Annotated in this window: 1 protein-coding gene; it reads left to right on the top strand. The window is 76.2% G+C overall.

What is annotated here, in order from left to right; genetic code table 11:
• The coding region (locus HUW36_RS33245) for an FtsX-like permease family protein (RefSeq protein ID WP_174531630.1) at positions 1-1,184 on the top strand (1,184 nt) is incomplete at both ends.

Genomic DNA, 1,184 nt, shown 5'->3' with positions numbered 1-1,184 from the left:
CGCCCCGGCCGCGCTGGCCGTGGCGAACGCGGTGCGCAACCCGCGCCGGGTCGCGGCCACCGCCACCGCGATGGTGATCGGGATCGGCCTGGTGTCGGCGTTCGTGGTCGGCGCGGGCAGCGTCAAGGCCGGCATCGAACGCGCGGTGGACGCCCGGGTCGGCGTGGACTTCCTGGTCACCGGCATCGGCGGGGACCTGCCCGCGCCGCTGGCCGGCGAGCTGGCCGCCCGGCCGGAGCTGGGCGTCGTGCACGAGCAGCGCAGCCGGGTGTCCGACGGCGTGGAGGTGCGGGCCGCGCACCCGGCCCTGGTCCGGCGGACGCTGTCCGCGGTGGACGCCGGGGACCTCGATGCGTTCGGGCCGGGGGCGGTGCTGGTGCACCGGGAGCTGGCCGCCGCCCGCGGTTGGACCGTCGGAGCCACCGTCTCCGTGGCGGGGCGGCCGTTGCGGGTCGCCGCCGTGGTCGCCGACGACCGGTCGGCCCCGGCCGGCAGCCCGGCCGCCGCGGGGCACGTGGTGGAGGTCGCCGACGCCGACTTCACCCGGCTCTTTCCCACCGAACGCGGATACCTGGCGGAGGTGGATCCGGCCGCCGGGGTCGACGTGGACGTCGCCCGGGCCGCGGTGGAGTCGGTGGTCGCCCGCTATCCGACGGTCAACCTGATGGACCAGGCCGCCTACAAGAAGATGCTCACCGGCACCGTCGACATGGTGCTCGGTCTGGTCACGGCGTTGCTCGGCCTGGCCGTGGTGATCTCGTTGGTGGGGGTCGCCAACACCCTGAGCCTCTCGGTGGTGGAGCGGACCCGGGAGAACGCCGTGCTGCGCGCGGTCGGCCTGAGCCGGGGCGGGATGCGGACGGTGCTCGCGGTGGAGGCGGTCCTCACCGCGTCGGTCGGCACGCTGCTCGGCGTCGCACTGGGCGTCGGGGTCGCCGCCGGGGCGATGGCCGTGGTGGCGCGTATCGCCGGAGACTTCACGCTGGTACTGCCGTGGGGACGGCTCGGCCTCGTCGTCGCGGTGGCGGTGCTCGCCGCCCTGTTCGCCTCGGTGCTGCCGGCCCGGCGGGCGTTGTCCCGGCCGGTGGTGGCATCCGGGGCCGACGTGGCTCGGGTCCTGCGTCAGCAGGACGCCGGTGGTGTGGTCGTGATGGCGGTGACCGACGACGGCACCTGCGCGGGAG

The sequence above is a fragment of the Micromonospora maritima genome (assembly GCF_902825405.1).
Taxonomy (GTDB): domain Bacteria; phylum Actinomycetota; class Actinomycetes; order Mycobacteriales; family Micromonosporaceae; genus Micromonospora; species Micromonospora maritima.
Note: the sequence above shows the minus strand (reverse complement) of the source record. Positions and strands in the feature narration are given on the sequence as shown.